This window comes from Flavobacterium sp. ALD4, assembly GCF_002836475.1.
In the GTDB taxonomy this organism is placed as follows: domain Bacteria; phylum Bacteroidota; class Bacteroidia; order Flavobacteriales; family Flavobacteriaceae; genus Flavobacterium.
Map to the genome: position 1 here is coordinate 16,695 of NZ_PJBJ01000027.1, position 24,956 is coordinate 41,650.

Here is a 24,956-nt window from a genome sequence, read left to right on the forward strand (position 1 = left end):
AAAAAAATAAAAAAATTGGTATAAAAATAATCCTATGATTGCATTACAAAAAGGAGATAAAAAGTTGATCAATGCATCAGTTTTCTATGATTGGGCTAACTCTGTTTATATTTTAGTAATCGCTACTGCTGTTTTCCCCATTTATTATGAGACTGTAACAAGAGGCAACAATGGTATTGTACAATTTCTTGGGCGTGACTTTAATAACTCGTCTTTATTATCATACTCCCTATCTTTTTCCATTGTAATAGTCGCCTTAATGTCACCCATTTTGTCTGGAATAACTGATTACACAGGAAATAAGAAACGGTTCATGCAGTTTTTCTGTTATCTGGGGTCTTTTTCTGTGATGAGTTTATTCTTTTTTACCGGTCAAGATACCTTGTGGATTGGAGTCCTAGGTACTATTTTAGCTAGTATCGGCTTTTGGGGAAGTATTGTTTTTTTTTTCATCTAGATTGCTAAATGAGTTTAGACTTTACTTGTGAGAGAGTAATAAAGTAATACATTAGCTACATTTTATTCAATTAGCTTTTAAAATGATTATTTTTTATTTCTTCAAAATGGCATAAAGATTGCAATTTTGAGGTAGCTAATGAATAATGAGGTTTAATGCATGTTTTATTCATATTTAAACAACTGATACCTTATATTTGTTATTTACTTGAAATTTTTTAATGACAAAAAGACTCAAAAACAATATGTCAAATCATAAAATACTTACTATTGACAATCTGTCACTACAGGAATATGACTCAGAAGCAGAATTAATACCATTGTTAACTCCCGAAGATGAGGAGGAAATGATCAATGAAGAATTACCTGATTCGTTACCGATTTTACCGTTACGAAACATGGTTTTATTTCCTGGAGTTGTTATTCCTATTACTGCTGGTCGCGATAAATCTATTAAATTAATTAATGACGCAAACGCGGCAGGTAAAATCATTGGGGTTGTAGCTCAAAAAGACGAATCAGACGAAGATCCTTCTAAAGATGATATTCACACAGTGGGTACTGTGGCTAGGATTTTACGAGTTTTAAAGATGCCTGACGGGAATACAACCGTGATTCTCCAAGGAAAAAAACGTTTTGAAATTGATGCTGTTACTTCAGAAGATCCTTATCTGACCGCTACTATAAAAGATTTTGCTGAAAACAGACCTGAACAAACAGACACTGAATTTTTAGCAATTCTTGAATCGATAAAAGAATTAGCTATACAAATTATAAAAGAAAGCCCAAATATTCCTACTGAGGCAACATTTGCGATTAAGAATATTGAAAGTCAATCTTTCCTAATCAATTTTGTTACTTCAAACATGAACTTGTCTGTTAAGGAAAAGCAAGATTTGTTAGCGATTAATGATCTGAAAGAAAGAGCATTAGAGACGCTTCGTTATATGAATATTGAGTTGCAAAAACTCGAATTAAAAAACGATATCCAGTCAAAAGTTCGTTTTGATTTAGATCAACAGCAAAGAGAATATTTTCTTCATCAACAAATGAAAACGATTCAAGAAGAGTTGGGTGGTTCTTCTCAGGAAGAAGAGTTGGAGGAAATGTTGGTTAAAGCAAAGACAAAGAAATGGGATGAAAAAACCAAAAAACATTTCGAAAAAGAAGTGTCTAAGTTGCGCCGAATGAACCCGCAGGCTCCTGATTTTGGTATTCAAAGAAATTATTTAGATTTGTTTTTAGAATTGCCTTGGAACGAATTTTCCAAAGATAAATTTGATTTGAAACGCGCTCAGAAAATTTTGGATCGTGACCATTTCGGTTTAGAAGATGTGAAGAAAAGAATGATAGAGCATTTGGCAGTTTTAAAATTGCGAAATGATATGAAATCACCGATTATTTGTTTGACAGGGCCTCCAGGTGTGGGTAAAACCTCTATTGGACGTTCAGTTGCAGAGGCGTTAGGTAGAGAATATGTGCGTATTTCCCTTGGTGGTTTGCGTGATGAGTCTGAAATTAGGGGACATAGAAAGACCTACATCGGAGCGATGCCGGGAAGAATTATCCAAAGTTTAAAAAAGGCAGGGACATCAAATCCAGTATTTGTTTTGGATGAGATTGATAAATTATCGATAAGTAGTCAAGGTGATCCATCTTCAGCATTGCTGGAAGTATTGGATCCGGAACAAAACAATTCTTTTTATGATAATTTTCTTGAAATGGGATATGACTTATCAAAAGTTATGTTTATTGCTACATCGAATACCATGTCGACGATTCAACCAGCTTTGAGAGATCGTATGGAGATTATTAAAATGTCTGGATATACTATCGAAGAAAAGGTAGAGATAGCACGTCAGCATTTACTTCCAAGACAGTTGAAGGAACATGGTTTGACTTCTAAAGATTTAACGTTCGGAAAAAAACAATTGGAAAAAATTGTAGAAGGCTATACCCGTGAGTCTGGTGTTCGTGGATTAGAAGCAAAAATTGCTCAAGTTATCCGAAATGCAGCAAAATCAGTGGCCATGGAGGAAGAATACAATAAAAAAGTAACGGATGAAGATATCATAAAAGTCCTAGGTGTGCCAAGATTAGAAAGAGACAAATACGAAAGCAATGATGTTGCGGGAGTAGTTACCGGTTTAGCTTGGACAAGTGTAGGAGGTGACATTCTTTTTATAGAATCTTTGATTTCTCCAGGTAAAGGAGTAATGACCATTACTGGAAATTTAGGTACTGTAATGAAGGAATCGGCGACAATTGCTTTAGAATATATCAAGGCAAATGCAGAACTTATGGGTTTAAATCCTGAAATGATTTCTAAGTATAACATTCATTTACACGTACCAGAAGGCGCAACACCTAAGGATGGGCCAAGTGCAGGTATTGCCATGTTGACCTCTTTAGTCTCTGTTTTTACGCAGAAAAGAGTAAAGAAAAATATGGCGATGACAGGGGAAATTACCTTAAGAGGAAAAGTATTGCCTGTAGGTGGAATAAAAGAAAAGATCTTAGCAGCAAAAAGGGCCAATATCAAAGAGATTATCTTATGTCACGAAAATAAAAGTGATATTGACGAAATAAAGCCAGAATATATTCAAGGACTTACTTTTCATTATGTAAAAGAAATGAGTGAGGTTTTGAAAATAGCGATTACGGATCAAAAGGTTAAAAATGCTAAAATTTTATAAGTAAAATAATTTCATAAAATGATTAGTTCCAAAATCAAAGCCTAATGTAATTAAGCGATGATTTTGGAATTTTATTTGTTTGGAATTTGGATATACAAAAGCGGTGTTTATTACTATTATAATTTTATCTTCGCAATTGCGTTTTATTTTACAGAAATACAGCTATTAAGCATGTTCAAAAAACTTTTACTATACTCGTTGTTTTTTGTTTGTACTGTAACTTACAGTCAAATAGGAGGTAAGTATACCTATCAGTTTTTGAATTTAGTAACGTCTCCAAGACAAGCAGCGCTTGGCGGAAAAACCATTACGATTTATGACGATGACGTGAATCAGGTTAATTTTAATCCTGCAACAATAAATGTAGAAATGGATAATCATCTGTCGTTAAATTACGGTAGTTATTATGGAGAAGTTACTTACGGTACGGCTTCCTATGCGTACACTTATGACCGTCATTTGCAAACGTTTCAGGCCGGTGTGAATTATGTGAATTACGGCAGTTTTGAAGGGTATGATGAAGCGGGTCAATCTACAACTTCATTTACGGGAAGTGAAATTGCACTTTCTGCAGGGTATGCCTATAACATTCCAAATACGACTATTCATATTGGAGCAAACGCAAAATTAATCTCTTCAACACTCGAAAGTTATAATTCATTAGGAGGAGCGATTGATATTGGTGCGATTTTTATTGACGAAAGAAATGACGTTAATTGGGGTTTAGTGATTCGGAATATAGGGACCCAATTCACAACTTATTCTGAAGTTCGAGAAAAATTGCCACTTGAAGTAATTGTTGGTGTTTCTCAAGAATTAGAACATGTTCCTCTTCGATGGCATCTGACATTAGAGAATTTGCAACAATGGAATGTTGCCTTTTCAAATCCCGTTAGGGCCGAATCATCGCTTGATGGAACTTCTATGGAGGAAAAAATATCATTTGTGAATAATGCTTTGCGACATGTTATTTTCGGAGTAGAACTTTTTCCTCAGAAATCCTTTAATCTGAGATTGGGATATAATTTTAGAAGAGCAGAAGAATTACGAATTCTGGAACAGCGCAATTTCTCAGGTGTTTCACTTGGCTTTGGATTAAAATTCAATAAATTAAAATTTAATTACTCCTACTCAAGATATACTTTAGCAGGAAATACAAGTCTTTTTGGTTTAACAATTAACTTTCAATAATACTATTTTGAATAAAAAAATTACAATTGCAATAGATGGATTTTCATCCACAGGAAAAAGCACTTTAGCTAAACAACTAGCCAATAATTTAGGATATGTTTACGTTGATACCGGTGCTATGTATCGCGCTATCGCATTATTTGCAATGCAAAACGGATATATAGGAACTGGAAATTTTGACAAAGAATCCTTAATTACTAGCTTGCCTGCCATTCGATTACAATTTAAGTACAATCCACAATTGGGTTTTGCAGAAATGTATTTGAATGATGTCAATATTGAAAAAGAAATCAGAACCATTGAAGTTTCAAGTTTTGTCAGTAAAGTAGCGGAGATATCAGAAGTACGTTCGAAATTAGTGGAACAACAAAAAGAAATGGGGAAAGATAAAGGAATAGTAATGGATGGCAGGGATATTGGAACCGTCGTTTTCCCGGAGGCTGAACTTAAAATATTCATGACTGCTAGCTCAACCACCCGAGCACAAAGACGTTACGATGAATTGCTGCAAAAGGGCGATATAGTTACTTATGAAGAGGTTCTTAAAAACGTAGAAGAACGAGATTATATTGATACTCATAGAGATAACTCACCATTGGTACTGGCAGAAGATGCCATCGAGATTGACAATTCGTATATTACACGTGAAGAGCAATTTGAGATTGTATTAGGGTTGGTTAATGAAGTTATTAAAACAGATTAATTTTTTTGTATATCTCATTTTTAATATTAGATTTACTGCTTTTGTTATTTAAAATATAAGAATTCATTTTATGGGAATTAAAAATAGATTGACGGTAATGAGTTTTCTTCAATTCTTTGTTTGGGGGGCATGGTTGATTACTGTTGGGAATTATTGGTTTGGGACAAAAGGGTGGAGTGGTGCTGAATTTGGCGCAGTGTTTTCAACTCTTGGAATTGCATCAATAATTATGCCTGCACTAACAGGGATTATTGCCGATAGATGGATTAATGCCGAAAAATTATACGGTATATTACATATCTTAAGCGGATTTGCTATTTTTTATATACCGCAAGTTGATGACCCTATTGTTTTCTATTGGGTAATATTTTTGGCTATGATGTTTTATATGCCTACAATTTCGCTGTCTAATTCAGTGGCTTATAACATATTAAAAAACAATAATTTTGATGTGGTAAAGGTTTTTCCTCCTATTAGGGTATGGGGAACTATTGGTTTTATTGCCGCTATGTGGATGACTAATTTATCAGGAAACAAGGCGTCAGTTAATATGTTTTATATTTCTGGGGTTGCTTCTTTAGTTTTGGGAATTTATTCTTTTACATTGCCCAAATGTCCTGCCCAAAAATCGGTTGTTAAAAATGCGACTTTAATTGAAAAATTGGGACTGGATGCCTTTAAGTTGTTTGGAACTTATAAAATGGCTTTGTTTTTTATTTTTTCCATGTTTTTAGGAGGGGCATTGCAGCTTACTAATATGTATGGAGATACGTACTTATCAGAATTTGCAAACACGCCAAAATATGCGGACTCTTTTGTGGCCAAATATTCCACCATAATTATGTCAATTTCACAGGTTTCGGAAACCTTGTTTATTTTGGCAATTCCATTTTTCCTAAAAAGATTTGGGATTAAACAGGTAATGCTACTTTCAATGTTTGCTTGGGTATTGCGTTTTGGATTGTTTGCCTATGGTAATCCTGGAGATGGACTATGGATGATTATTATGTCTTGTGTTGTCTATGGTATGGCATTTGATTTCTTTAATATTTCAGGTTCGTTATTTATAGAAACTACTACTGACTATAGAATACGTTCTAGTGCACAAGGGTTATTTATGATGATGTCTAACGGTTTTGGGGCCTTCTTTGGAGGGATTTTCAGCGGAATTGTTATCGATAATTATTTCACTCATAACGGTATTAGGGACTGGCATAACATTTGGCTTGCGTTTGCAGCGTACGCATTAATCATAGCAATTGCTTTTGCTGTTTTGTTTAAGCATAAACATTACCCAGAGGATGTTGCTGCTGCTGTAAGTCACTAGTAATAGACTAGTTTTAAAATAAATATAACCCGATTAGTCTTGAATCAATCGGGTTTTTTATTGGTATCATGATGCATGTTAATTAGCTCTAATGGTCTCCAATTGTCGAGAGTATCCTTACAATGAAATCGAGGGATAGAGACATCCCGAAGCTTGGGGAGCAGAAGGAACATGGCGATAGTGCACGGTCTTTATGCTTCTGATAAACAAGTGTTTATGCTAATTTAATGTTAAAAAAGTGTTTGTTGTCTTTTAATTGGTCATCAGCTTGTTATTTATTTTGTAGTTAAGTAAAAAAGTATTAATTTTGCGCACCTTTTGGTGGATAAGAGTTTCCTTTGGGTATCAATTAATTATACAAACAACTTCTGCTGTTTTCTATCACTGTTAAGAAACTCGAGAAAATACAGAATACAAATTTTTATCAGCATGTCTGAACAAGTACAATCACAAGAAGAGTTTTTAGCAAATTTCAACTGGCATAACTTCGAAGAAGGTATTGACCCAGTTAATCAAGAAAACTTAAAAGAATTCGAAGAATTAGTTACAAAAACATTTATTTCTACTGATCAAGAAGAAGTAGTTGATGGAACAGTTGTTAGAATTACAGATAGAGACGTTATCGTTGATATCAACGCAAAATCGGAAGGTGTTATTTCATTAAACGAATTCCGTTACAACCCAGCATTAAAAGTAGGTGATACTGTAGAAGTATTAATTGACATCCGTGAGGATAAAACAGGTCAATTAGTGTTATCTCACAGAAAAGCACGTACTATCAAATCATGGGATAGAGTTATTTCTGCAAACGAAACAGGAGAAATCGTTAATGGTTTTGTGAAATGCAGAACTAAAGGTGGTATGATCGTTGATGTTTTCGGAATTGAAGCTTTCTTACCAGGATCTCAAATTGATGTTAAACCAATTAGAGATTATGATGTATATGTAAACAAAACAATGGAATTCAAAGTTGTGAAAATCAATCACGAATTTAAAAACGTTGTTGTATCTCACAAAGCGCTTATTGAAGCGGATATTGAAGTACAGAAAAAAGAGATCATCGGTCAATTACAAAAAGGACAAGTATTAGAAGGTGTTGTTAAAAACATTACTTCTTATGGTGTCTTTATTGATTTAGGTGGAGTTGATGGATTAATTCACATTACTGACCTTTCTTGGAGTCGTATTAACCACCCAAGTGAAGTTCTTGAATTAGACCAAAAATTAAATGTTGTAAACCTTGATTTCGATGATGAGAAAACAAGAATTCAATTAGGATTGAAACAATTAAACGCTCACCCTTGGGATGCTCTAGATGCTAAATTAGCAATTGGAGACAAAGTAAAAGGTAAAGTAGTTGTAATCGCTGATTACGGTGCATTTATCGAAGTTGCTGAAGGTGTTGAAGGTTTGATCCACGTTTCTGAAATGTCATGGTCTACTCATTTACGTTCTGCTCAAGATTTCGTAAAAGTAGGTGATGTTGTTGAAGCTGTTATCTTAACGTTAGATAGAGATGACCGTAAAATGTCATTAGGTATCAAACAATTGTCTCAAGATCCTTGGACTGACATAACTTCTAAATACCCAGTAGGTTCTAAGCATTCTGGTATCGTTAGAAACTTTACAAACTTCGGAATTTTCGTAGAATTAGAAGAAGGAATTGACGGATTGATTTATATCTCTGACCTATCTTGGACTAAGAAAATCAAACACCCATCAGAATTTGTGAATGTTGGAGAAAAACTTGATGTAGTAGTATTAGAGCTAGATGTTGACGGACGTAAATTATCTTTAGGTCACAAACAAACTACTCCTAACCCTTGGGATCAATACGAAGGTTCATTTGCTGTTGGAACTGTCCACACAGGTGAAATCGCTGAGATTGTTGACAAAGGAGCTACTGTAGAATTTGGAGATGATATCGTTGCTTTCATTCCTACTCGTCACCTTGAAAAAGAAGACGGTAAGAAATTGAAAAAAGGTGAATCTGCTGATTTCAAAGTAATTGAATTTAACAAAGAATTCAAAAGAGTAGTTGCATCTCACACTGCTATCTTCCGTGAAGAAGAAGAGAAAAATGTGAAAACTGCTACTGAGAAAACTTCATCTGCATCTACAACAAATGCTTCTGCTTCCACTTTAGGAGATAGCACTGATGTTCTTGCAGCATTGAAAGCTAAAATGGAAAAGACAGAGAAAAAATAATTTCTTGATCTTTCTTAAATAGTAAAGCCCCGCAGGAATGCGGGGCTTTTTTTTGTTGATAAGTATTTTTTAACAAAAAATATTATATTTAATTCCTAATTATTAAAAATGTAATATGGAAGAGAATTTTACCGAACTGGTATCAAATAGATCTTTTGAATTATCAGAAAAAGCACAAGGATTCTTGAAAGAAATAGCTAAATGGAGCTGTTTTTTGTTTATTTTAGGATTTGTATTTATAGGCTTGATGGTGTTATTAGCGTTCTTTATTGGTACAATTTTTTCAAAGCTGACTAGTATAAGTGATGCTATGAAACCGGTGATGGGAATAGGTACAGGATTTTTTTCATTGATATATCTACTTATTGCGTTATTATATTTTTCTCCAATCTATTATTTGTTTCAATTTTCGTCTAAAATAAAGATTGCTTTTAGGGACAATGACAGTGATCAATTAAATGCTTCGTTCGAATACTTGAAGTCGCGTTATAAATTCATTGGAATAATGGCGTTGATTTTTGCTTGTTTTTATGGTTTTATTATTCTTATGGGTTTAATTGCGGGTATTTTTTCTGTTTTCTGAAGATAATGTTAGAAAATTTCTGTAGCCTCCGTCTCTTTTTTAAAGAAGCGGAGGTTTTTTTATATAAAGAAGCAATATGCAACTTGTTGATCTTTAGATGTGATGAAATAATTTTTAATTTTATTTCTCTATTTTAAAACCATAACTTCTATTGTGACGTAAATGCCTTTATATAACTTAATAAATATATTTATGAAAACTAGAAAATTTTTATCAGTAGCCGTTATGGCATTAGTATTTGGAGCAACATCATTCGCTCAAAAGACAGTAATGGTTGGTGGAGCAGCTATGTACCCTTCAAAAAACATTATTGAAAATGCAGTTAATTCAAAAGATCATACGACACTAGTAGCAGCAGTAAAAGCAGCCGGTTTAGTGGAAACACTGGAAGGAAAAGGACCTTTTACAGTTTTTGCACCTACCAATGCAGCTTTTGCTAAATTGCCAATGGGAACAGTTGAATCATTACTGAAATCAGAAAATATAAAAATGTTGCAAACAATTCTTACCTATCATGTTGTAGCAGGAAAAATGAATGCTGCTGATATCGCTAAAGCAATTAAAGCAGGAAACGGAAAAGCGACATTGAAAACAGTTAGTGGTGGAACTTTAACTGCCTGGATGAAAGGGAAAAAATTATACATCACAGATGAAAATGGTACGATGTCACAAATCACAATTTCCGATGTGAATCAATCAAATGGGGTGATTCATGTTGTTGATACCGTTGTGTTACCAAAACAATAATTTCAATTAAGAGGTTGGTTTTTGTTGGTTGAAAGGTCCTGTGTTTTACAGGACTTTTTTTGTGTAAAAAAGCCCAATTCTAAGTTTAGAATTGGGCTTTTTATTATGGTGATTAGCACAGTTTATCTTAGAGTGGCTCCAAGCTCTGTTTCAAAATTCTTTTGCAATTTCCCCATGATTTTATCAATTTGAGCATCGGTTAACGTTTTTGAACTATCCTGTATGGTAAAACTTAATGCATATGATTTTTTTCCTTCAGGCAGATTACTTCCTTCATATACATCAAATAAATTGACTTCTTTTAACAGGCTTTTTTCGGTCTGTTTTGCGATTGTATAAATACTGTCATATGTTACGTTTTGATCGATTAGCAAGGCTAAATCGCGTCTTACTTCAGGATATTTCGGTATTTCAGTAAATTTAATTTTATTCGATATCATTTTAATAATCACAGCCCAATTAAAGTCAGCATAAAACACTTCTTGTTTTATTCCAAAATGTTTTAGGATTGATTTTTTAACAACTCCAAATTCAACTAATGCATTATGACCTGCGCCTATCGCAATACCTTCTGAAAAAACATCAGATATTACAGGGCTATTTTGTGTTTTTTGAATTCCGAATCTAGCGAGTACAGCATCTACATACCCTTTAAATAAAAAGAAATCGGAAGGCTTTTGCGCTGTAGTCCAACTTTCTTTAGCTCTGTTTCCTGTAAGAAATAATGTCAGGTGTTTGTGTTCTTCAAAACCGGATAAGAATTTATGATAGCTTTTTCCAAATTCAAATAACTTGAAACTACTGTTTTTGCGATTGATATTGTAGGATATAGCCTCCAATCCAGAAAACAATAATGATTGTCGCAATGTCGCTAAATCGTTGCTCAAAGGGTTCAACATCGTTACATTGTGTTCTTCCTTCAACATTTCTGAAAGCTCAATATAAGAAGCTGTTGTTAATGAGTTGGCCATCATTTCATTAAATCCTTGTGAATTCAATTGTGTAGCAACTATATTTTGTAATTTATAATCTTCATTTCGAGGAGAGTTTGATACCGTCGCATTCAGTTTTTTAGAAAAACTGATGTTGTTGTATCCGTAAACTCTTAATATTTCTTCTATTACGTCAATTTCTCTTTGCACATCAACACGATAAGCTGGGATTGTTAATCCCAGTCCTGTCTCTGAGAAGCTATTTACTTTAATTTCCAATGAAACTAAAATTTGTTTAATAGTGTCTTTTGGTATTTCTTGCCCGATGATTTTGGCAACATTACCAAAGTTTAAGAATACGGAGAAATCTTCTATTTTCTTTTGATAGACATCAATCAGGTCGGATGTAATATCGCCACCTGCTACTTCTTGAATTAACAGCGCGGCACGTTTTAGTGCATATGCTGTAATTGTAGGGTCAATTCCTCTTTCAAAACGGAAAGAGGCATCAGTATTTAATTGGTGTCTTTTGGCCGTTTTACGGATGCTTACCGGATTAAAATAAGCACTTTCTAAAAAGATAGTAGTAGTATGCTCTGAAACCCCAGAATTTTTACCGCCAAAAACTCCGGCAATACACAAAGGTCCTTTTTCATCACAAATCATTAGGTCTTCTTCATGAAGAGTTCTTTCAACATCGTCCAATGTTGTGAACTTAGTTCCTGAAGGCAAGGTTTTTACAATAATTTTTCCATTTATTTTTGTAGCATCAAAGGCATGTAGGGGCTGTCCCAATTCATGTAAGACGTAATTAGTTACATCTACCACATTATTTTTAGGCGTAATTCCTATTGCTTTCAATCGGTCCTGCAACCAATTAGGAGATGGTTTTACAGTAACTCCTGAAATGGTAACACCGCAATAGCGCGGGGCTAGTAGCGTTTCTTCTACATTTACATCAATTTTAAGGGTTCTCATATCCACTCTAAAATTGCTGACGGAAGGAGTAATTAGTTCAACATTTACTCCGCTTTGCAGTAAACCGGCTCTTAAATCACGTGCCGTCCCTAAATGGCTCATCGCATCGGCACGATTAGGTGTAAGTCCGATTTCGAATACTTCGTCATTTTCTATTTTAAACACATCTGCCGCTTTTGTACCTGCGGCAATTGAATTGTCTAATATCATGATACCGTCATGGCTGGCTCCAAGACCTAACTCATCTTCGGCACAAATCATTCCGTGACTTTCCTGTCCACGAATTTTTCCTTTTTTTATGGTAAAACCAACGCCTGTTGCGTCATATAATACGGTGCCTATTGTTGCTACAGGAACTTTTTGTCCTGCATCTACATTATTGGCGCCGCATACTATTTGTACAGGTACCCCATTGCCTAAATCCACAGTTGTTATTTTTAGTCTGTCGGCATCAGGATGAGGAATACATGTAAGGATATGTCCTACCACTATCCCCTCTAAGCCGCCTTTTATGGACTGGTATTTCTCAACAACTTCCACTTCTAGACCTAGATCTGTTAGCAATGCTGCCGTTTCTTCGGAGTTCCAGTCTATTTTTATAAATTGTTTTAACCAATTATAGGATATTTTCATCTGTCAATTTTAATAAGATTGCAAATATAAGGATTGCAGTTTGTAGTAAGAAACTATTTTTTTTGTTTTTTAGCTCAGAACGGACATATTTTAAAAGTATTATAAATATTATATTAACAACCTAAGTCGTTAATATATATGAATAAAATAAAATAATAACTATAAAAAAACACATATGAAAATTTAATGCTATTAATTGGATAAATAGTGCTATAGTAATGGATTTTATCAAAGTATATTTGGTAAAATTTAAATTTGTAAGATATGAGTAATATAGTTTCAAGACCTGAGTTTAAGGCAAAATACGATAATTATATAGGAGGGAAATTTGTAGCTCCGATAAATGGGGAATATTTTGATGTAATTTGTCCGATTGATGGAAAAGTATTTACCCAGGCGGCTCATTCCAGCAAAGAGGACGTAGCATTTGCTGTCGATAAAGCCCATGAAGCATTTCAAACTTGGGGAAAAACTTCAGCTACTGAGCGCAGCCTGTTGCTCAATAAAATTGCTCAGGTTATGGAAGATAACCTGGAGTATATTGCCACTGTTGAAACAATTGACAACGGGAAAGCGATACGTGAAACAATAGCCGCTGATATTCCTTTGGCAATAGACCATTTTAGGTATTTTGCTAGTGTGATTCGTGCAGAAGAAAGTTCCATTGCAGAATTAGACTCTCAAACTGTTACTATTGCTTTAAGCGAGCCCTTGGGAGTGATTGCGCAAATCATACCTTGGAATTTCCCGATTTTAATGGCTATTTGGAAATTGGCTCCAGCATTAGCTGCAGGAAACACAGTAGTATTAAAACCGGCAGAAAGTACTCCAATTTCCATTTTAGTATTGATGGAGCTTATAGGGGACATCCTTCCTCCAGGAGTTGTAAATATCGTTAATGGTTTTGGTGCGGAGCTTGGAAGAGCTTTGGTAACGAACAAAAAAGTATCAAAAGCCGCATTTACAGGTTCTACACCTACAGGACGTTTAGTGATGCAATATGCCACTGAAAATATTATCCCCGTAACATTAGAATTGGGTGGTAAATCACCTAATATCTTTATGAAATCTGTTGGTGATGCTGACGATGACTTTTTTGATAAAGCCATTGAGGGAGCGGTAATGTTTGCGTTGAATCAAGGAGAAATATGTACTTGTCCATCTAGGCTATTAGTTCATGAAGATATTTATGACAAGTTTATAGCTAGAGTAATTGAAAGAACCGAGGCGATAAAAATGGGTAATCCATTGGATACAACAACGATGATGGGAGCACAGACTTCATTGGTTCAACAAGAAAAAATTCTTAGTTATATTAAGTTAGGAAAAGAAGAAGGAGCTGAATTATTAACCGGTGGTGAACAAAACCACTTAGAAGGAGATCTTGCTGGAGGTTATTATATCAAGCCAACTCTTTTTAAAGGGAACAATAAGATGCGTATATTTCAAGAGGAGATCTTCGGACCAGTTTTGGCGGTTACCACTTTCAAAACAACTGAAGAAGCCATCGAAATCGCAAATGATACCATGTATGGTTTAGGTGCTGGAGTATGGACACGCGATGCACATGAAATTTATCAGGTTCCGAGAGCGATTCAATCTGGTCGTGTTTGGATAAACCAATATCATTCTTATCCTGCAGGCGCTCCTTTTGGAGGGTATAAACAATCAGGAATTGGACGTGAAAATCATAAAATGATGCTTGGACATTATCGTCAGACGAAAAACATGTTGATTTCATATGATAAAAAGAAATTAGGTTTCTTTTAGAATACGATACTAAATATAGAAAAGGTAAGTTGAAAGACTTGCCTTTTTTAATTTAAGAGGCAACAAATAAACCAGATTAAAATTCACGATTTATAGTAGAAAAGATGACAAGAAGAATTGACGCAACCGAAAAAGCAATCGAATTAATAAAAATCTTGCAGGAAAAACACGGTGACCTGATGTTTTATCAGGCTGGGGGTTGTTGTGAAGGAACGCAGCCGCAATGCTTTGAAAAGGGAGGGTTCTATCAAAGATTAGGGGATATTTGCATTGGCTCCATAGAAAATACTGAATTTTGGGTAGACAAGGACTTATTCGAATATTGGAAACATGCGCATTTTACCTTGGATGTAATTGATGCTTTTGGAGTAGGAGGATTTTCTTTGGAAACGCCATTAAAAAAGACATTCCGAATTGAATACAGGATTTTTACACCAGAGGAAGAAAAATCACTTGAGCCGCTAAAATATATTGAATAATCTAATTTACGTACAACAACTGGTATTGTTTCGGCGTAATTCCTTCGTGCTTTTTAAACAAACGGATGAAGTAATTACTGTCTTCAAAACCGGATAAATAACAGACTTCGTTTACTTGTATTGTAGGGTTTTTAAGCAATTGTTTAGCACATCTTAATTTTTCGCGTATCACAAACTCTATAGGACTTATACCCAATTCCCTCTTAAAAAATCGATAAAAAGAAGTGGTACTCATGCAGGCTTTCTCACTTAGATTTTTAAGTGTGATGTTTTCTCTTAAATTTAATCGGATGTAATCTAATACTTGAGTTATTGGGGTATTAGGATCGGAAAACAAACCATCTTCTATAGATTTTGCCGTTTGCGTCTGTATGATCCGTACCAATAGTTCCTGTAAAGTTAAATCGGCTAAAGCATCTTTGGTAATTGAAGTACTCATGCATTCTTTTATCAATTTATTGATAGTCGTTGCCAATTCAATATTGTTATAAAAATAATAATTTTGATAATTTAAATGCCAGAATTGGTCGTTGCCTTCTTTGGGATAACGTTCATTTAAAAATTGTAAAGTATCGTTTATTTTGGTTTGGTCTATCGCCAAAGCTAAACATTGGGTTGGATTATTTTTAGTGGCTTCCGGGAAATCAATTTTCATTTCTACGTTAGAAGGAATAACAACGGTTTCTCCAGGCAAGTATTCAAAACCCGGGTCGTCAAAAAGATGCATTACTTTTTTTCCTCTCAGCATACTGGTAACAACTAGGTCATTAAACTTCAAGGGAACCAATGTTGAAGATTTGTAAGTTTCGAAAAGATTTAATTCACAATGATTTAAATTATAAACAGTTCTGTTTTCCACTAAAGTTTTTAATGATTTTTCGTTTGATAAATGCGGTGGATTTATAAAAGCGCGATTGTTATTCATAGATTTAAACTTTAAAAAAGGAATGTCTTAAAATTAATGAAAATTAGTGTAGCTATAACGCTATTTTTATAAAATACCAGACTAATTCTTTATCCAGTTTTTTAAGATGGAGCAGCCTTGTCTATTAGCAGACAATTACAACATAGTTCGATTTCATTTTTTGTATAAAAAAAAACATATCACTACTACGAAATTCGTTGAAAGTGGGTTAGGAGAGTAGTTATTCTATCTCATTGTACAATGATACACATTGATTAGAAACTAAGGTTACCGGCTAATTCTCGTAACGCAATTTCAGATAGTTTTGCCTGAAATTGAGCATTACTGTAACGTACTTTAGCATTGACATGATTCAACTGAGCGGTCCTAAACTCCAATGTGGTTATTGTTCCAATATGAAATTTATCCAGGGTAATATCCAAGTTTTGTTTGGCAATCACTTCGTTATTTTCTTCTAGATCAATCAATTCCAGATTGGTTAAATAAGTTTGATAGAAGTTGGTTAATTGAGAATTTAGAGCTAAGCGTTGCTGTTCAATTTGCATTTTTGAATTTTCGATTTGGATGCTAGCAATTTTCTCATTTCGGTTTTGGGCAAGGCCATCAAATAAATTCAAGAAAGCACTAAAACCGTAATTTAATCCTTTGGCGGAGGATTGTGTTGTAAAGCCGAGGCTGGATTGACTATCAGAAAAAGTGTAGCCCGTATTTACTTTTACCGTCGGATATCGGACGGCTTTTATTTGTTTTAACTGTAATTCAGCAACTCTTGTGTTTATTATCAATGACTCCAGTTGTGGATTTTGTTTTTCTGCTAATAACGTTAATTCAGGCAGTGATAAAGTGGGGTCCACAATAATGGAATCAACTACTTTGAAATCAGTTTTTGTATCTCGGGCAAGAATTTGATTTAGTAAAGTCTTTGTATTTGCATACAATTCCTTTTGTCTCAATATTGTTACTTTATCAGTATTTAAGTCCACATGTGCATTTAAAACGGCCAGTTTTGAGGCTTTTCCTATTGTAAAACGATTTTGAGCCAAAGTTAAGCGTTGGTTCGAAATGACAATTGTAGAGTCTAAGGCGTTCAATTGCTGTTGTTGCTGAACCAAGTCGAAATAAACAGCATTAACATCGCTAATTTTTGTAATTAAAGTCAGTTTTAACTGGGATTCACCCTGTTTTTGTAATTCCTTTAACTGCTCTAATTTTGCGAACATTTTAAAGCCATCAAAAACAGTCCAATCTAAATTCACGCCATAACTCAAACTATTGTTTTTAGCATTGTCGAGGCTATTAACGGTTCCGTCTGTACGGGTTTGTGAAAGGTTTATAATGCTATTATTATCAATTATTGATGCTGTCGCTTTAGGTAACATACCTGCGTTTCCTGCAGATACATTCGTTTTGTCAATTGTTAACTCATTTGTTGCAATCTTTATTTCATAATTATTTTCCAACGCTATCTTAACGGCATCTTCAATGGTTAAGATTTCCTGTGCATTCATTTTCAAAACACAAAAGAAAAATAAAATCAGACTTTTTATCAGTACTTTATAATATTTCATTTTATTTGCTTTCATTTTCATATTCTTCAATGTGTTCAAATTCTGGATAATGCTTTTTGGCTTTAGACCACATAAAATATAAGGCCGGAATTATAAATAAGGTTAATACCAAAGAGAAAATAGTTCCCCCCACGATTACCACTCCCATTCCTATTCTACTAGTGGAAGCCGCCCCAAGCGACATAGCGATAGGTAGCGCACCTAATGAAATAGCTAGACTCGTCATTAAAATAGGACGAAGGCGCGCTTCTGAAGCTTCTAAAATAGCTTCCAGTTTAGGTTTTCCCTGTTCGCGTAGTTGATTGGCAAACTCGACGATTAAAATACCGTTCTTAGTTACTAATCCAATAAGCATCACAGTTCCAATCTGGCTGAAAATATTCCAAGTTTGGTCGAATAACCACAAAGAGAATAAAGCTCCAGCAACAGCCATTGGGACAGTTAATATGATGATAAATGGGTCGATAAAGCTCTCAAATTGCGCTGCAAGTATCAAAAATATTAGTAATAGTGCAAGTCCAAAAGCAAAAGAGGTATTCGAGCTGCTTTCCACAAAGTCTCTAGATTCTCCACCTAAATCTGTTGTGAACGTATCGTCAAGCACTTTTGCCTTAATTTCATTCATGGCTTCAATACCATCATTTATACTTTTGCCAGGAGCGAGACCAGCAGAAACAGTCGCTGACAGATAGCGGTTGTTGTGATACAACTGAGGCGGCTTGCTTTGTTCTTCAATACTAATAATATTATCCATTTGGATCAATTGCCCTTTGTTGTTTTTGACATACATAGAGGTCAAGTCTAATGGTTTTGCTCTGTCTTTTTGTTCAAATTGTCCAATGACCTCGTATTGTTTTCCGTTTTTCATAAAATACCCAAAACGTTGCCCGCTTAGGGACAGTTGCAAGGTTTGAGCAATATCAATGACGGAAATCCCTAAACTTTCTGCTTTTTCACGATTAATGGTGACATTGATCTCTGGTTTGTTGAATTTTAAATTCACATCAGAGTTGGAAAAGGTGGCGTTATTTTCAACTTCTTCCATAAATAATGGAATTTTTTCCTCCAACTTGGCAAAATTAGGTGCCTGAATAATGTATTGTACAGGTAAACCACCACGTCTGTTTACGGCGATTGTTGGCTGTTGTGTTACGGAGGTTTTAGCCTCTGGATATAGTTTGGTCCACTTGGTTAACTTTTCTGCAATTTCATCTTGGGACAGTTCTCTTTCATCAGGTTCCTTAAGGGAGAGTCTCATAAACCCACTGTTTACGGAAGAAGAGCCAAAACCTGGAGAAGTAACCACTAAGCTTACTTTTTTTTCCGGAATGGAATCATCCACTAATTGTGAAATTTCCTGCATGAATCGATCCGTATATTCATAACTTGACCCTTCGGGTGCTGTCATCCTTAAAATCAAGGAACTACGATCATCATAGGGAGCAGTCTCTTTTTGGATTAAATTAAAAAAGACATAAATCAGGCCGAAACAAGCTATTAATATAGGGAAACTCAACCATTTTTTCTTCATGAAACGGCTTAAAGCATCTGCATAATTAAGGTTTAGCTTTTTAAAATAGGGTTCGGTCAGAATGTAAAATTTTGATTTTTTCTGCTCGCCTCCTTTCATCAGATAGGCATTCAACATAGGGGTTAATGTAAGCGATACAAAAGCGGAAATCAATACAGCCGCACTGATGACGACTCCAAATTCCCGGAATAATCGCCCGACAAATCCTTCCAGAAAAATAACGGGAAGAAATACTGCCGCAAGGGTGATGGAAATGGATAGAACCGCAAAAAATATTTCATTAGATCCTTTGATCGCCGCCTTAATAGGGGACATGCCTTCTTCCACTTTTTTATAAATGTTCTCTGTGACGACAATTCCATCATCTACTACGAGCCCCGTTGCTAATACAATGGCTAACAAAGTCAATACATTAATGGAAAACCCAAACAGCCACATGATAAAGAACGTCGCAATCAGCGAAACTGGTATGTCAATTAAAGGCCTGAAGGCAATCGCCCAATCCCTAAAAAATAAATAGATAATTAAGATTACAAGAAATATAGAAATCCCTAAGGTTTCTGCAACTTCGAGAACTGATTTTTTTACAAAAATAGTGTTGTCAAGGGCAATGTTTAAATGGATGTCTTTTGGCAAATCTTTCTTTAAAGCTTCATATTGCTCATAGAATGCGGTAGAAATATCTAAATAGTTAGCTCCGGGCTGCGGCACGATCGCTAATCCAATTAATGGCAAGCCAGATTGACTTAATTTAGTTTCAATATTTTCTGGACCTAAAACAGCGGAACCGATATCGCTAAAGCGAACTGTTTTGTCTCCATCTGAACGAATAATGATACTGTTGAACTCTTCTGCTGTAGCAAGGTTTCCAACTGTTTTGACTGTTAATTCAGTATTGTCGCCCGTCAATTTTCCAGATGGTAATTCTACATTTTGTTGGTTTAGCGCGGCTCTCACTTCTGAAACGGTACAACCGTAAGAAGCTAATTTTATCGGATCTATCCACAAACGCATCGCATATCTTTTTTGCCCCCAAATTTGGACGCCGCTGACTCCGGGAATCGTTTCTAATCGTTGTGAGATGACATTCTCCGCATAGTCACTTAGCTCAAGCTGGCTTCGGGTATCACTTTGCACCGTCATTGAAATAATAGCGTCACTATTAGCATCTGCTTTTGAAACGACTGGAGGGGCGTCAATATCTTGTGGTAATCTCCTTGTAGCTTGTGATACTTTATCACGAACATCGTTAGCCGCTTCTTCAAGATCTTTTGTTAAATTAAACTCTACCGTAATACTGCTGCTTCCCTGCGAGCTCGAGGAGGTAATGTTTCGGATTCCATCGATGGAGTTAATCGCTTTCTCCAATGGTTCTGTAATTTGTGATTCAATGATATCTGAATTGGCTCCAGTATAATTGGTGCGAATCGAAATTTGCGCAGGATCAATCGAAGGAAATTCTCGAACACCGAGGAAAGTGTAACCTATAATCCCGAATAGTACTATTGACAAGTTTATTACAATAGTAAATACGGGTCTTTTAATGCTGAATGTAGATAAACTCATTTAGATTTAAATTTGTGATTTTTTGTTTAATCCAGATATGCTACGAACGGATTTCGATTGCTGTTTGGACCGAAATTTACTTAATTATCACTTTTACCGGGGCATCATTCTTCAAAGACATGATACCGCTGGTAATAACGGTATCACCCGCTTTTAGACCCGATAATACAATAAGAGAAGCATCTGTTCTGGTAGCTGTTTCTATCATTACTTCTTTGGCCTTTCCAAACTCAGAAATAAAAATCTTCTTCCCGTTTTGTACAGGAATAACCGCTTCTGTTGGGACTAAAATGGCATCTTTAATAATGTCTAAAGGCAATTCGACATTGGCGAAAGTACCCGGTAACAATTTTCCTTCTTTGTTCTCTGCTATAGCTCTTACCTGCAGCGTTCTTGTTGCAATTTCAACAGTGGGCTCTATGGCATATATTTTAGCACTGTACTCTTCAGTAGATCCAGTAACTGTAAAACTGATGATCGTATTCATTTTGACATCCAAAGCATATTTTTCAGGGATAGAAAAAGTGATTTTTAGTTTACCAACATTAACTAGTTTTGCCACTAAAATAGCTGGCGTTATATAGGTTCCAACAGAAATAGAACGCAACCCTATTTTTCCTGAAAAGGGTGCTCTTACTGCGGTTTTAGCAATTTGGGCTTTTATTAATTGGCCTTGTGCTTTTGTAGAAGCATATTCGGCTCTTGCTACATCATACTCTTCTTGACTTATCGCTTCTTTTTGTAATAGAAGTTTGGCTCTTCTTTCGTTTTCTGAAGCCAGGCTTTGTTTGGTGTTCGCTTGACTGAGTTGGGCCCTTAACTCTATGTCATTTACTTTAAAAAGCAATTGTCCTTTACTGACATTAGTTCCTTCCTGAAAATTGATGCTTTCCACAATTCCAGAAACTTCTGAGCGAATCTCCACTTGTTCATTTGCTTCAACAGAACCAGAAAGGGAAAGTTTATTATCAAATGTCTGTGGATGGGCAATGATTCCGCTTACTTTCATCGCAGCGGTCGAACCAGATGTTCCTGCAGAGTCGTTTGAATTACTTTTGTTTTCAAGTATTCTGTAAGTAATAAAAGCACCAAAACCGACAATTAATAAGGTGTAAAAGAAGTATTTTAATTTCATAACATATTGCGTAAAGAAGTATTATTTTTGATTGAACTAAAGGGGCACTATCCCCAATTGAATAAAGGTTTAAATGGCGTTATACATTTGTACATACAAATATATAATATAGAACTAATTAAATACTATCTATTCTCCAGTATTTACTTATAAAGTAATATATACATCGGTATGTAATGTAAATGTTAAAGTTTAGGAACTGAAAAATAGGGTAGTTAAGAAAGTAGACAGACCTTTTAACTGATATAATTCCAGATATTTTTCTTTTTGGTCAGCTCAATGTAGACCGCTCTCAAAGTGGCGTGTTCCGGTTTTTGCAAGGGTGCATCAGCGGTAAGAATTTTGATTGCTTTTTCTCTGGCTAAAGCTAAAATGTCTCTATCACGTACAAGGTCAGCAATTTGAAGGTTAAGGACACCACTTTGTTGAGTACCCATCAAGTTTCCCGGACCGCGGAGCTTCAAATCGACTTCGGCAATTTCAAAGCCATCATTAGTGCTTACCATTGTTTCCATGCGGGTTTTGCTATCAGAGCTTAATTTATGGCTCGTCATCAGGATGCAATAACTTTGGTCGGCACCACGACCTACACGACCGCGCAATTGATGCAGTTGCGACAGACCGAAGCGCTCGGCACTTTCAATAATCATTACCGAAGCATTAGGAACATTTACTCCAACTTCAATAACTGTTGTGGCGACCATAATGTTGGTTTTTCCATCTGAAAAACGTTTCATTTCGGCATCTTTATCGGCCGGTTTCATTTTTCCGTGCAAAATAGAAATGGCATAATCTGGCAACGGAAAGTCGCGCGAAACACTTTCATAACCATCCATCAAATCTTTAAAATCCATTTTTGCAGATTCTTGTATCAGCGGATAGACAATATATATTTGTCGGCCTAAAGCGATTTCATCCCGTATAAATTTCCATACTTTCAAGCGGTTGCTGTCAAAACGATGCACCGTTTGAATTGGTTTTCGTCCAGGAGGTAATTCGTCAATAACGGAGATGTCCAAATCACCGTATAAACTCATCGCGAGTGTTCGCGGAATAGGGGTGGCGGTCATTACCAAAACGTGTGGCGGAATCGTATTTTTCTTCCACAATTTAGAACGCTGCTCTACTCCAAAACGATGCTGCTCATCAATGACAGCCAACCCTAAATTTTGGAATTTTACTTTATCTTCTAGTAAAGCATGTGTCCCAATCAAAAGGTGTAAACTACCGTTTTCTAATTCTTCATGGATTATTTTTCTAGCTGAAGTTTTAGTTGAACCAGTAAGTATTTTTATATTGATATTAAGATTACTAGATAATTCTGAAAGCCCGATAAAATGCTGGTTTGCCAAGATTTCTGTCGGAGCCATCAAACAGGCCTGGAATCCATTATCGAGAGCCAGAAGCATACTCATAAAAGCTACAATCGTTTTTCCTGAACCTACATCCCCCTGTAATAAACGGTTCATTTGGGCATTGCTTCCCATGTCCGTTCTGATTTCTTTGATTACCCTTTTTTGTGCTCCTGTGAGTTCAAAAGGCAGGTGGTTTTGATAAAATTCATTGAAATTATCACCCACTTTGGTAAAGGGATGTCCCTTTATTTTGTGTTTTTGAACCAGATTTTTGGTAATTAATTGCAACTGGATAAAGAACAATTCTTCAAATTTTAATCGGAATTGGGCTTTCGCCAAAGCTTCTGCGCTTTTAGGAAAATGAATGTTGAATAAAGCAGCTTTTTTGGGAATCAACTGTAATTCCTGCATTAGATAATCGGGTAGGGTTTCTGTAAATAACTCTTGGGTCTCTAAGAACAGCTGTTGCATTAACTTATTGATCACCCGGTTTGAAATCCCACGATTGGTCAAGGTTTCTGTCGAAGGATATACAGGTTGCATGGCAGAACGCAAACTTTGCTCATGATCGCTCAGGGCTTCAATTTCAGGATGCGCCATATTATAAGCGCCGTTAAACGAAGTACATTTCCCGAAAACAACAGAAATTTCATTTAGTTTCAACGATTCGCGAATCCATTTTTGTCCTTGAAACCATACCAACTCCATCTGACCCGTATCATCTACAAAAGTGGCGACGAGGCGTTTCCTGCCTTTTGCAAATTCGACCGTTTTGATATTGATGATTTTACCGATGATTTGCACTTCGGCCGCATTATTTTGCAACTCGTTAATTTTGTAATAACGTGTTCGGTCAATGTACCGGTTTGGATATAAATTAATCAAATCCCGATACTTGTGAATTCCTAATTCCTTACGCAGCAACTCCCCACGATTGGGACCAACGCCTTTTAGGTATTCGATTGGGGTAATTAAGAGGTTGCTCATGTCGGGTTTTCCAAGTTCAAAATTCCAAGTTGACGATTCAATATTCAAACTTGTTTTTCTTATGGAAGCGAAGATAGTTTTAAATTGGGAATTTAGGAAATGAAGAAAGAAGGGAATGTGCTTATGAAATAATTTAATATGAAAAAAGATAGTAGCTACATTAAACAGGTAAGATAAGGTTTCGTTCACTTTTTTTTAAGACAAGCGCATTTGGGAGAAATCATCTAATCTCTTTTCTTGAAAGTTATATTGATTATTTCAATCTAGTTAAAAAAGTAAATAAAATATTACTTTTTAAATAAAATGATGTATTTCATCGATTTTTTTTGTTGTTTTAACGGAATTGTACATACCTTTGAAAAGAATTAGAACGAAGACAAATATAATTTTAAAGAAGTTTGCCCCACAATCTACCTTAAACTTAAACTACCAAATTATGAAAACAAATTTACTTCGCTCGGTACTGCTAGCAGCAGTTATATTCACTTTAAATTCCTGTTCTTCTGATGCCTCTGAAGTGTCGACGGTAGAAGCAAAATCACAAGTTGTTGTAAATTATACTTATAGCCCTAGTGAATTGCAGACAATGAAACTAATAAACGACTATCGAGTAAGTGTTGGCCTAAGTGCTTTAGAGAAAATTAATTATATTTCAGTTCAATCAGAAGATCATGATGAGTACATGATCACTAATAATGTAGTTAACCATGATGGTTTTGTAGATCGCTCTGAAAATATTATAAAAACGCAGGGAGCAAAAACAGTTGGCGAGAACATAGCTTATAATTATAGTACACCTGAAGCAGCGGTTAATGCTTGGCTAAATAGTCCAAGTCATAAAGAAAATATAGTTGGTAATTATACTCATTTTGGAATTTCAATAAGAGAAAATCCAGTAACTAATAAAAAATATTACACTAATATTTTTGCAAAAATATAATTAAATTTGTTTAGTTTGAAATAACCAGGATATCAGCTGATATTCTGGTTATTTTTTTATAACTCCATGATAATAAATTCGCTTCGTCTGTTTAGTTGATGCTCTTCTTCGGTACAGTCAACGTTGTCAGCACATTTATTTATGAGTTGGTTTTCCCCATATCCTTTAGCGGTTAAACGACCTTTATCCACTCCGTTTTCTATTAACCAAGCGATAGTTGATTGTGCTCTTCTGTCTGATAAAGAC

At 35.3% G+C, this 24,956-nt stretch carries 17 protein-coding genes and 1 pseudogene; 11 read left to right on the top strand and 7 right to left on the bottom strand.

What is annotated here, in order from left to right; translation table 11 throughout:
- Positions 1-34: 34 nt before the first annotated feature.
- The 8 genes and pseudogenes from CXF59_RS06295 to CXF59_RS06330 form a co-directional block, all read left to right on the top strand.
- A pseudogene (locus CXF59_RS06295) lies at positions 35-448 on the top strand (MFS transporter); the annotation flags it as partial.
- A gap of 253 nt (positions 449-701) precedes the next feature.
- A complete protein-coding gene (lon, locus tag CXF59_RS06300; RefSeq protein WP_101137017.1) occupies positions 702-3,152 on the top strand; it encodes an endopeptidase La in 2,451 nt (816 codons plus the stop codon).
- A gap of 171 nt (positions 3,153-3,323) precedes the next feature.
- Positions 3,324-4,343, top strand: coding sequence for a type IX secretion system protein PorQ (gene porQ, locus CXF59_RS06305; protein WP_101137018.1), 1,020 nt, complete (start codon positions 3,324-3,326; stop codon positions 4,341-4,343).
- A gap of 7 nt (positions 4,344-4,350) precedes the next feature.
- A complete protein-coding gene (gene cmk / locus CXF59_RS06310; protein ID WP_101136998.1) occupies positions 4,351-5,046 on the top strand; it encodes a (d)CMP kinase in 696 nt (231 codons plus the stop codon).
- A 70-nt stretch (positions 5,047-5,116) separates the two neighbouring features.
- The gene (locus CXF59_RS06315) at positions 5,117-6,373 is read left to right on the top strand and encodes a nucleoside permease (RefSeq protein ID WP_101137000.1); all 1,257 of its coding nucleotides are present in this window, start codon (positions 5,117-5,119) and stop codon (positions 6,371-6,373) included.
- A gap of 429 nt (positions 6,374-6,802) precedes the next feature.
- Positions 6,803-8,581: a 30S ribosomal protein S1 gene (gene rpsA / locus CXF59_RS06320; RefSeq protein WP_101137001.1), complete on the top strand. Its 1,779-nt coding sequence runs from the start codon at positions 6,803-6,805 to the stop codon at positions 8,579-8,581.
- 115 nt (positions 8,582-8,696) lie between these two features.
- Entirely contained in the window at positions 8,697-9,164 is a 468-nt protein-coding gene (locus CXF59_RS06325; protein WP_101137002.1) for a hypothetical protein, read from the top strand.
- A 192-nt stretch (positions 9,165-9,356) separates the two neighbouring features.
- Positions 9,357-9,911 carry a fasciclin domain-containing protein gene (locus CXF59_RS06330; protein WP_101137003.1) on the top strand — a complete coding sequence of 185 codons (555 nt, stop codon included), beginning with the start codon at positions 9,357-9,359 and terminating at the stop codon, positions 9,909-9,911.
- Between the two features lie 122 nt (positions 9,912-10,033).
- On the opposite strand, the gene pheT is transcribed toward CXF59_RS06330, so the two are convergent.
- Positions 10,034-12,454, bottom strand: coding sequence for a phenylalanine--tRNA ligase subunit beta (gene pheT / locus CXF59_RS06335; protein ID WP_101137004.1), 2,421 nt, complete (start codon positions 12,452-12,454; stop codon positions 10,034-10,036).
- Positions 12,455-12,718: 264 nt separating this feature from the next.
- Here pheT and CXF59_RS06340 point away from each other — a divergent pair, with 264 nt between their 5' ends.
- On the top strand, positions 12,719-14,224 hold the full coding sequence (locus CXF59_RS06340; protein WP_101137006.1) for an aldehyde dehydrogenase family protein: 1,506 nt from the start codon (positions 12,719-12,721) through the stop codon (positions 14,222-14,224).
- Between the two features lie 104 nt (positions 14,225-14,328).
- Complete coding sequence (locus CXF59_RS06345) at positions 14,329-14,703, top strand: DUF779 domain-containing protein (protein WP_101137007.1); 375 nt, start codon at positions 14,329-14,331, stop codon at positions 14,701-14,703.
- 1 nt (position 14,704) lies between these two features.
- On the opposite strand, the gene CXF59_RS06350 is transcribed toward CXF59_RS06345, so the two are convergent.
- From CXF59_RS06350 to recG, 5 genes are all read right to left on the bottom strand, one after another.
- Entirely contained in the window at positions 14,705-15,628 is a 924-nt protein-coding gene (locus CXF59_RS06350) for an AraC family transcriptional regulator (RefSeq protein ID WP_101137008.1), read from the bottom strand.
- Positions 15,629-15,882: 254 nt separating this feature from the next.
- A complete protein-coding gene (locus tag CXF59_RS06355; RefSeq protein ID WP_101137009.1) occupies positions 15,883-17,217 on the bottom strand; it encodes a TolC family protein in 1,335 nt (444 codons plus the stop codon).
- On the bottom strand, positions 17,198-20,293 hold the full coding sequence (locus CXF59_RS06360; RefSeq protein WP_101137010.1) for an efflux RND transporter permease subunit: 3,096 nt from the start codon (positions 20,291-20,293) through the stop codon (positions 17,198-17,200). Before CXF59_RS06360 ends, CXF59_RS06355 begins: the two co-directional genes overlap by 20 nt.
- A gap of 76 nt (positions 20,294-20,369) precedes the next feature.
- A complete protein-coding gene (locus CXF59_RS06365) occupies positions 20,370-21,428 on the bottom strand; it encodes an efflux RND transporter periplasmic adaptor subunit (RefSeq protein ID WP_101137012.1) in 1,059 nt (352 codons plus the stop codon).
- Between the two features lie 236 nt (positions 21,429-21,664).
- Positions 21,665-23,770, bottom strand: a complete 2,106-nt coding sequence (recG, locus tag CXF59_RS06370; protein ID WP_101137013.1) for an ATP-dependent DNA helicase RecG — start codon at positions 23,768-23,770, stop codon at positions 21,665-21,667.
- Between the two features lie 436 nt (positions 23,771-24,206).
- Here recG and CXF59_RS06375 point away from each other — a divergent pair, with 436 nt between their 5' ends.
- Positions 24,207-24,710, top strand: coding sequence for a CAP domain-containing protein (locus CXF59_RS06375; protein WP_101137015.1), 504 nt, complete (start codon positions 24,207-24,209; stop codon positions 24,708-24,710).
- Between the two features lie 56 nt (positions 24,711-24,766).
- On the opposite strand, the gene CXF59_RS06380 is transcribed toward CXF59_RS06375, so the two are convergent.
- Positions 24,767-24,956, bottom strand: a 190-nt coding sequence (locus tag CXF59_RS06380) for an OmpA family protein (RefSeq protein WP_157824484.1), incomplete at its 5' end; no start/stop codon positions are given.

What these genes read in the sequence shown, in the direction of transcription:
- CXF59_RS06350 (WP_101137008.1), bottom strand. Translation starts at nt 15,628, where the DNA reads ATGAATAACAATCGCGCTTTTATAAATCCACCGCATTTATCAAACGAA.
- recG (WP_101137013.1), bottom strand. Translation starts at nt 23,770, where the DNA reads ATGAGCAACCTCTTAATTACCCCAATCGAATACCTAAAAGGCGTTGGT.
- CXF59_RS06355 (WP_101137009.1), bottom strand. Translation starts at nt 17,217, where the DNA reads ATGAAAATGAAAGCAAATAAAATGAAATATTATAAAGTACTGATAAAA.
- CXF59_RS06340 (WP_101137006.1), top strand. Translation starts at nt 12,719, where the DNA reads ATGAGTAATATAGTTTCAAGACCTGAGTTTAAGGCAAAATACGATAAT.
- pheT (WP_101137004.1), bottom strand. Translation starts at nt 12,454, where the DNA reads ATGAAAATATCCTATAATTGGTTAAAACAATTTATAAAAATAGACTGG.
- CXF59_RS06345 (WP_101137007.1), top strand. Translation starts at nt 14,329, where the DNA reads ATGACAAGAAGAATTGACGCAACCGAAAAAGCAATCGAATTAATAAAA.
- CXF59_RS06325 (WP_101137002.1), top strand. Translation starts at nt 8,697, where the DNA reads ATGGAAGAGAATTTTACCGAACTGGTATCAAATAGATCTTTTGAATTA.
- CXF59_RS06365 (WP_101137012.1), bottom strand. Translation starts at nt 21,428, where the DNA reads ATGAAATTAAAATACTTCTTTTACACCTTATTAATTGTCGGTTTTGGT.
- CXF59_RS06375 (WP_101137015.1), top strand. Translation starts at nt 24,207, where the DNA reads ATGAAAACAAATTTACTTCGCTCGGTACTGCTAGCAGCAGTTATATTC.
- porQ (WP_101137018.1), top strand. Translation starts at nt 3,324, where the DNA reads ATGTTCAAAAAACTTTTACTATACTCGTTGTTTTTTGTTTGTACTGTA.
- CXF59_RS06315 (WP_101137000.1), top strand. Translation starts at nt 5,117, where the DNA reads ATGGGAATTAAAAATAGATTGACGGTAATGAGTTTTCTTCAATTCTTT.
- CXF59_RS06360 (WP_101137010.1), bottom strand. Translation starts at nt 20,293, where the DNA reads ATGAGTTTATCTACATTCAGCATTAAAAGACCCGTATTTACTATTGTA.
- CXF59_RS06330 (WP_101137003.1), top strand. Translation starts at nt 9,357, where the DNA reads ATGAAAACTAGAAAATTTTTATCAGTAGCCGTTATGGCATTAGTATTT.
- lon (WP_101137017.1), top strand. Translation starts at nt 702, where the DNA reads ATGTCAAATCATAAAATACTTACTATTGACAATCTGTCACTACAGGAA.
- rpsA (WP_101137001.1), top strand. Translation starts at nt 6,803, where the DNA reads ATGTCTGAACAAGTACAATCACAAGAAGAGTTTTTAGCAAATTTCAAC.